The 8,307-nt window shown below is 41.0% G+C and carries 8 protein-coding genes and 1 pseudogene; all 9 read left to right on the top strand.

Annotated features, from left to right (window positions below):
- The coding region (locus tag HT669_RS09955) for an LPXTG cell wall anchor domain-containing protein (protein WP_172922693.1) at positions 1–728 on the top strand (728 nt) is incomplete at its 5' end.
- 259 nt (positions 729–987) lie between these two features.
- Positions 988–1,173 (top strand): hypothetical protein, encoded by a 186-nt coding sequence (locus HT669_RS09950; protein ID WP_172922330.1) that lies wholly within the window; start codon positions 988–990, stop codon positions 1,171–1,173.
- Positions 1,154–1,504 (top strand): IS66 family insertion sequence element accessory protein TnpB, encoded by a 351-nt coding sequence (tnpB, locus tag HT669_RS09945; protein ID WP_023937629.1) that lies wholly within the window; start codon positions 1,154–1,156, stop codon positions 1,502–1,504. Before HT669_RS09950 ends, tnpB begins: the two co-directional genes overlap by 20 nt.
- Positions 1,498–1,572: pseudogene (locus HT669_RS09940) on the top strand (transposase); the annotation flags it as partial. The gene tnpB and the pseudogene HT669_RS09940, both read left to right, overlap by 7 nt.
- A 234-nt stretch (positions 1,573–1,806) precedes the next feature.
- Positions 1,807–3,084, top strand: coding sequence for an ABC transporter permease (locus tag HT669_RS09935; RefSeq protein ID WP_172922694.1), 1,278 nt, complete (start codon positions 1,807–1,809; stop codon positions 3,082–3,084).
- Between the two features lie 12 nt (positions 3,085–3,096).
- On the top strand, positions 3,097–3,744 hold the full coding sequence (gene vex2 / locus HT669_RS09930) for an ABC transporter ATP-binding subunit Vex2 (RefSeq protein ID WP_000173719.1): 648 nt from the start codon (positions 3,097–3,099) through the stop codon (positions 3,742–3,744).
- A gap of 55 nt (positions 3,745–3,799) precedes the next feature.
- Positions 3,800–5,179 carry an ABC transporter permease subunit Vex3 gene (vex3, locus tag HT669_RS09925; RefSeq protein ID WP_172922328.1) on the top strand — a complete coding sequence of 460 codons (1,380 nt, stop codon included), beginning with the start codon at positions 3,800–3,802 and terminating at the stop codon, positions 5,177–5,179.
- A gap of 298 nt (positions 5,180–5,477) precedes the next feature.
- Positions 5,478–7,388: a CAP domain-containing protein gene (locus HT669_RS09920; RefSeq protein WP_172933699.1), complete on the top strand. Its 1,911-nt coding sequence runs from the start codon at positions 5,478–5,480 to the stop codon at positions 7,386–7,388.
- Entirely contained in the window at positions 7,351–8,112 is a 762-nt protein-coding gene (locus tag HT669_RS09915; protein ID WP_172922326.1) for a hypothetical protein, read from the top strand. Before HT669_RS09920 ends, HT669_RS09915 begins: the two co-directional genes overlap by 38 nt.
- The last annotated feature ends 195 nt before the right edge of the window (positions 8,113–8,307 follow it).

Below are 8,307 nucleotides of genomic sequence, written 5' to 3'. Positions count from 1 at the left end.
CTAAAGCCGATACAGACGGCGATGGCTTCACAGATAAAGAAGAAGTAGATAAGGGAACAAATCCGAAAGATCCAAACTCGAAACCAGAATCTAAACCAGTAGATCCATCAACTAAGGATACAGATAGTGTTAAAGATCCATCAGTAACATCGGTTAAAGATCCAAGCAACTTGACTGATGCAGAAAGAGCTAAGGTAGCCGAAGAAGTTAAGAAATCTAACCCAACTGCAACAGATGTTAAAGTAGGTAAAGATGGAACAATAACTGTAACCTTCCCAGATGGCTCAACAGCAGTAATTCCAGCAGCTAAAGCAGTTGAGAAAGCTAAAGATGCAGATAGTGTTAAGGACCCGTCAGCAACATCAGTTAAAGATCCAAGCAACTTGACTGACGCAGAAAAAGCTAAGGTAGCCGAAGAAGTTAAGAAATCTAACCCAACTGCGAAAGATATTAAGGTAAACAAAGACGGATCAGTAGTTGTAACCTTTGAAGATGGTACTACATCTGTTATTCCAGCAGATAAGACAGTCAAGAAATCAGATAGTTCAGTAGCAGTTAATCCAGCTACCAACCAAGATTCACCTGCTCAAGCACCAGCTGAGAAAGCAGGAGCGAAAGAATTGCCAAATACTGGTACAGAACAATCTAGCGCTTCACTTGCTCTAGCACTTCTTGCAGCAGCAACAGGGGGACTCCTTATCGCGAAAAAACGCGAGGAAGAAGAGTAAGAAATTACTTTGATAAAATAATTCATAGGATAAACATTCTGTAAATTTAACGAAAATAGATTGGAACACTATGTTCTAGTCGCCCCCAAAAGGATAGCATCTCCGAGAGGAGATGTTATCCTTTTTTTACTAGTGAATCAAATGATATAGTGGATTGAATTTATAATAGTACGGTAAGCGCGTCATAACAAGGTATCTATCATTCATGGAGCTCCTCCTGTATACTATTCGTAAAGTAAAACTATTGGAGGATATTTTAATGCCACAACCTATTGTTCCTGTAAAGATTCCACAATCTCGACATTTTGATTCTAAAAAGAGAAATGACATTCTGCTTAAAATTCGTATTGGCAAGCTTGAACTAAGTTTTTTTCAATCTCTCAATCTCGAAATGATAGAAGAGCTTTTGGATAAGGTGTTGCTCTATGACAATTCATCTATCTAGCCTAGGGCAGGTCTATCTCGTGTGTGGGAAAACGGATATGAGGCAAGGCATTGATTCACTGGCTTATCTCATTAAAACCCACTTTGAATTAAATCCCTTTTCAGGTCAAGTCTTTCTCTTTTGTGGTGGACGTAAAGACCGCTTTAAATCCCTTTACTGGGATGGTCAAGGATTTTGGCTACTATATAAACGCTTTGAGAGCGGCAGACTGACTTGGCCCAGTACAGAAAAGGATATCAAAGCTCTCACGCCTGAACAAGTAGACTGGCTTATGAAGGGCTTTTCTATCACTCCCAAAATAAATTCATCAGAAAGTCGTGATTTCTATTGAAAGACGGGCATCTGGTCCTTTCCAATAATCTAGCTGAACGCGCTATTAAATCATTGGTTATGGGACGGAGTAAAAGAGTCCAGTGGACTCTTTTAGCCTAAGAAAAACGTGGACTGATTTTGTGTTTGGATTATGACCTTGAACGACATGCTTTAAAAGTTAGTTGAACCGCCGTATGCCGAACGGCACGTACGGTGGTGTGAGAGGGACTAGAGATTATCCCCTACTCGATATTTTTTTCGTATTTCATAAACATTTCATATTTGGGTTTTATAATAGTCTTACAAATATGGAGGTGACAAATGAATCCAATCCAAAGATCTTGGGCTTATGTCAGCAGAAAACGACTGAGAAGTTTTATTTTATTTCTGATTTTATTGGTCCTATTTGCTGGAATTTCAGCCTGTTTGACGCTGATGAAGTCCAACAAAACAGTTGAAACCAATCTTTACAAATCACTCAATACATCTTTTTCTATTAAGAAGATAGAAAATGGTCAGACTTTCAAGTTGTCGGACTTATCATCCGTGAGCCAGATTAAGGGACTGGAACATGTCTCTCCTGAACTCGAGACGGTCGCAAAACTAAAAGACAAGGAAGCAGTGAGTGGCGAGCAGAGCGTGGAGCGTGATGAATTGTCAGCAGCGGACAAAAACTTGGTCAGCTTAACGGCTCTTGAGGATTCATCCAAGGATGTAACCTTTACTAGCTCGGCTTTCAACCTAAAAGAAGGTCGTCACCTTCAAAAAGGGGATTCAAAGAAAATCATCATCCACGAAGAGTTGGCTAAGAAGAACGGTCTTTCACTTCATGACAAGATTAGCTTGGATGCTGGACAGTCAGAATCTGGCAAAGGACAAACTGTCGAGTTTGAAATCGTCGGAATCTTCTCTGGTAAAAAACAAGAGAAATTTACAGGCTTGTCTTCTGACTTCAGTGAAAATCAAGTCTTTACAGATTATGAAAGTAGCCAAACCCTTTTGGGCAATAGTGAAGCTCAAGTCAGTGCAGCACGCTTCTATGTAGAAAATCCTAAGAAAATGGACGGACTCATGAAGCAGGTAGAAAACTTGGCCTTGGAAAATCAAGGCTACCAAGTCGAAAAGGAAAACAAGGCCTTTGAACAAATCAAAGACTCAGTGGAAACCTTCCAAATCTTCCTGACCATCTTCCTTTATGGGATGTTGATAGCAGGAGCAGGAGCCTTAATTCTGGTTTTGTCTCTCTGGTTGAGAGAAAGGGTCTACGAAGTGGGAATTTTACTGGCACTTGGAAAAGGCAAGAGCTCAATCTTCCTACAATTCTGTTTAGAGGTAGTTTTGGTATCTCTCAGTGCTTTGCTTCCAGCATTTGTTGCAGGAAACGCAATAACATCTTACCTACTCCAAACCCTACTAGCAAGTGGAGATCAGGCAGCCCTACAAGACACGCTAGCTAAAGCAAGCAGTCTATCAACCAGCACCCTATCTTTTGCAGAATCCTATGTTTTTCTAGTTCTGCTTAGTTGCTTATCTGTAGCCCTTTGTTTCCTATTCTTATTTAGAAAATCGCCGAAAGAAATTTTATCATCTATTAGTTAAGAAGGAGAAATCATGACTTTATTACAATTACAAGACCTTAACTACCGTTATAAGAACACTGCTGAGGCAGTCCTATATCAGATCAATTATCATTTTGAACCTGGGAAATTTTACAGTATTATTGGGGAGTCAGGAGCGGGGAAATCCACTCTCTTGTCCCTACTTGCTGGTTTAGATAGTCCTGTTGAAGGTTCGATTCTTTTCCAAGGAGAGGATATTCGTAAGAAGGGGTATTCCTACCATCGTATGCACCATATTTCCCTGGTATTTCAAAATTATAACTTGATAGATTATCTTTCTCCACTGGAAAATATCCGCTTGGTCAACAAAAAGGCAAGCAAGGATACACTACTTGAGCTTGGTTTAGATGAAAATCAGATCAAGCGGAATGTTCTCCAGTTATCAGGTGGTCAACAGCAACGTGTTGCCATTGCTCGCAGTTTGGTCTCAGAAGCTCCAGTTATTCTAGCTGATGAGCCAACAGGAAATCTGGATCCTAAAACTGCTGGAGATATTGTCGAACTGCTCAAATCACTTGCCCAGAAAACAGGTAAATGTGTCATCGTCGTAACCCACAGCAAAGAAGTGGCACAAGCATCAGATATTACACTTGAGTTGAAAGATAAGAAACTGACTGAAACTCGAAATACTACGAAATAATACGAACTTTTTCTGTTCAAACTATAAAATAGAATAAAATCTAGAAAGGGAACCTATGTTACACAACGCATTTGCCTATGTTACAAGGAAGTTTTTCAAATCGATTGTCATCTTCCTGATTATTCTCCTCATGGCGAGCTTGAGTTTGGTTGGCTTGTCGATCAAGGGAGCTACTGCCAAGGCTTCTCAGGAGACTTTTAAAAATATCACCAACAGCTTCTCCATGCAAATCAATCGTCGCGTCAACCAAGGAACGCCTCGTGGTGCTGGGAATATCAAGGGTGAAGACATCAAAAAAATCACCGAAAACAAGGCCATCGAGTCTTATGTCAAACGTATCAACGCTATCGGAGATTTGACTGGATATGACCTCATTGAAACGCCAGAAACCAAGAAGAATTTCACTGCTGATCGTGCCAAACGTTTTGGAAGTAGCTTGATGATCACTGGTGTCAATGACTCCTCTAAAGAAGACAAGTTTGTCTCTGGTTCTTATAAACTAGTCGAAGGAGAGCACTTAACCAACGACGACAAGGATAAAATCCTCTTGCACAAGGACTTGGCAGCCAAACACGGCTGGAAAGTAGGGGACAAGGTTAAACTGGACTCCAATATCTACGATGCAGACAATGAAAAAGGAGCCAAGGAAACAGTTGAAGTGACAATCAAGGGACTCTTTGATGGTCATAATAAGTCAGCAGTAACCTACTCACAAGAACTTTACGAAAACACAGCTATTACAGACATTCACACTGCTGCAAAACTTTATGGATACACAGAAGACACAGCCATTTATGGGGACGCAACCTTCTTTGTAACAGCAGACAAGAACTTGGATGATGTTATGAAAGAGTTGAATGGCATCAGTGGTATCAACTGGAAGAGCTACACACTCGTCAAGAGCTCCTCTAACTACCCAGCTCTTGAGCAATCTATCTCTGGTATGTACAAGATGGCCAACCTCCTCTTCTGGGGTAGCTTGAGCTTCTCAGTTCTCCTCCTTGCCCTCTTGCTCAGCCTTTGGATCAACGCCCGTCGCAAGGAAGTGGGAATTCTCCTCTCTATCGGCCTCAAGCAGGCAAGTATCTTGGGGCAATTCATCACCGAATCCATCTTGATTGCTATCCCTGCTCTAGTTTCTGCTTACTTCCTAGCTAATTACACTGCCCGTGCAATTGGAAACACTGTCCTTGCCAATGTGACTTCAGGTGTTGCCAAACAGGCTAGCAAGGCGGCTCAAGCCTCTAACCTTGGTGGTGGTGCAGAAGTAGATGGCTTTAACAAGACCTTGTCAAGCCTAGATATTTCCATTCAGACATCAGACTTTATCATCGTCTTTGTTCTTGCTTTAGTTCTAGTCGTTCTCGTTATGGCGCTTGCTTCAAGCAATCTCCTTAGAAAACAACCAAAAGAACTTCTGCTGGATGGTGAATAATACGGATGCTAGACTGAAAAATGAGGCTAGCAACTGAAAGTTTTAAAATGATACATGAAGCAGAAAGCAATGGTAACAATCATTGCTTTCAGTTGCTTTCTTTGTACTTTAGTACTTAAATATGATATACTAAGGTTATGGAATTTATTAGAAAGGAGTTTCGCAACTTATATATGGAATTGTGCATAAAAATCTATAGATAAATCTGTAGAAGCCTATCCATATCGCAAACATAGGCTAGTAGACCTAGGCAGGGTCTACCTTGGAAAATATAGAATAGTGAGGAAAAATAAATATTATGAGACAAACAAATGTTAGAGGAAGCTTATCCCTCCGTGGTTTTAGAAAATTAAGAACGGGTGCAATTGTTGCGACAGGTGTGATTCTACTGGGGCTAGGCTTTTTAGCTCCAACTGTATCAGCCAGTGAACAAGATGGTGTTTGGGTAGCCAGAACAGTTGAGGAAGTGAAAGCTGATATTCTAAATATAGACAATTTATCACACTACACAATTAAGTGGGGAGATACACTGAGTGCTATTAGTGGGGCAACGGGGCTATCTGTTGATAGTTTGGTTGAGATAAATCGTATTGCAAATAGAGATTTGATTTTTGCTAATAATAAATTGTATTTTAGCGAAGAGGCTTTTCTAAAAGATGGAAATACAGAAGTAAAAAGACAGCGAGTGTCGATTGATAATTCTGGTAGTCGTCAAAGTTATGAAGTTGAAACAAAAACAGATACTGTAACTGGTGAACAAAGGACTACTGTTAAACAAACGACACCAGTAGCTGTGGAAATCCCAGCGGCGTCAGCAGAGAAAGCTGAAGAGTCAGTATTGCCGGCATCGAAATCAGAAACCTCAGTCTCAGTTGCGCCAAAAGCCGAAACAAGATCAGAAACCTCAGTCTCAGTTGCGCCAAAAGCCGAAACAAGATCAGAAACTTTACATGCTCCATCTGCAGATACTACAATTGAATCAGGGAACTCAACTGAATCAGGGAACTCAACTGAATCAAGTCCAGTAGTAGACAAGGCCCTTTCAAATATAGGGACAACAAATCAACCTGTAGTTTCAAATCCAAGTTCTGAAGCGCCAGCACCGAAAGTGGAAGAGCCAATGGTATCAGAACCAAAATCGGAAGAACCAGCGACCCCAGCACCAAAAGTGGAAGAACCAGTGTCACCGGCGCCAAAAGCGGAAGAACCAGCAACACTGGCACCAGAAGTAGAAGAGCCAGCGACCCCAGCACCGAAAGCGGATGAGCCAACGGTATCAGAACCAAAAGCAGAAGCACCCGTATCTCCAGCACCGAAAGTAGAAGAGCCAACGGTATCAGAACCAAAAGCAGAAGCACCAGCGACCCCAGCGCCAAAAGCAGAAGAGCCAATGGTATCAGAACCAAGAGCAGAAGCACCAGCAGCGCCAGCGCCAAAATCAGAAGCACCAGCGTCTCCAGCACCAAAATCAGAAGCACCGGTAGCTACAAGACCAACCACGGAAGATCCAGTAACACCGAAAGGGGAAGTGCCGGCTGTACCACAAAAGGAGGTGCAGACTGTATTTAAATCGGAAGTGAGTCAAGCATCTGCTGGCAATGTTTTGGTGGGAATCAAAGGAGAATTTTTAACACCAGATCAACAAGCTATCTTAGATTCTCTTAATAAGATTCGTAAAGAGGCTTTTGAGGAGAAATTAGTAGATAAGTATGTTCCGATTAAGTGGTCAACACAACTGGAAAAAACGGCTCTTATGAGAGCTGCTGAGTCTTCTATTACGAATGCCCATGCTCGTCTCTCTGACAAAAATATTTGGACAGCTTTTCCGACTGGTACTAGAACATTTGGAGAAAACTTGGCGTGGAATTATAAAGGATTTGCAGAGGCGATTAAGCAATGGTACTCAGAAAAAGCCGATTATATTAAAAAATCAAAGGGTGAGACAGTTGCAGGTCAAACTGGTCATTATAAATCATTGATAAATCCTCTATATACTTATACAGGTCTTGGTGCATTTAATAACCCTCGTCATGAACATCACTGGATTACTGTTGCACAAATTTTAGGAGATAAGGTCGACTCGGAGGCTTTAGTTGGACAGTATGGGCCAGCAATTCAAGAAGCAGAGGTGACAGAATCTCAACTTTCCTCATTTAAAACAAAAGCTGATATTGTCGAAAACACATCTGATAGAAGAGACAAACAGTAAAGATGTTAATTCACAGGAAGCGTCTTCAGAAACAAGAGATGTAACATCGCACGGTAACGGAGCAACAGAGGAAGCAAAGACTGTAGAATCTACGGAAAGCACAGAGAAAAGCCAAGTAGAACCAGCTGAAAACACATCAGCTACGGATATGGCAGAAACAGGAAAAACATCTGTAGCTCCATCATCAGACTCAGAAAAAGTATTGACCACCACAGAAGAAACTGGAGAAGCGACTTCGTCTGATTCTAACTTAGTAAATTCACAAGAAAATAATTCTGAGACACAAGATGGAACAACAAATGCCACATCAGAAGAATCGTCAGAGTCAAAAGAAGCATCAGTTACCTCTGAAAGTGAGTCAACAGACACACAACCATCTGTAGAAGTAGGAACAGAAGAAACACTAGCTCCAAAAGACGCAGGAACAACAGTAGAAGCTGAAGAAGTTGTAACACCAGCTCCTCAAAAGGTCAAAGTCAATGTTTTTTATAACTTTGATAAAATGAAAGATATTGCAGGTTTTCTAGGAGATATCAATGGAACTCCTCTTGAAATCGCGGAAGGTTCAACAGATGATGAAGTAAAAGTGGCAGTCAAGAACCAAGTTGATGCTAAGAAAGAAGAGTTGGGCAAACGTGGCTATACTTTAAAAGAGGACTATGTCTATCAAGCTAATGGGAAAGATTATAACTACGTTGTAACATTTTCAAAAGCAGCTAAATAATTTTCATTCTATAGAGAGTGAAATGCAAGCAGAGAGAGCGATAGGCTCTCTTTGTTTTATCGAGTGGTCAGTTGCTTACAGACAAAAGGCCAGTAAGAGATTATAATAGAAAATAGAGTAGGTATTTATACTCTTCGAAAATCTCTTCAAACCACGTCAGCGTCGCCTTACCGTATGTATGGTTACTGACTTCGT

It is taken from the genome of Streptococcus sp. 2100 (assembly GCF_013276335.1).
GTDB lineage: Bacteria > Bacillota > Bacilli > Lactobacillales > Streptococcaceae > Streptococcus > Streptococcus pseudopneumoniae.
This window is presented reverse-complemented; position numbering and strand designations above follow the sequence as displayed.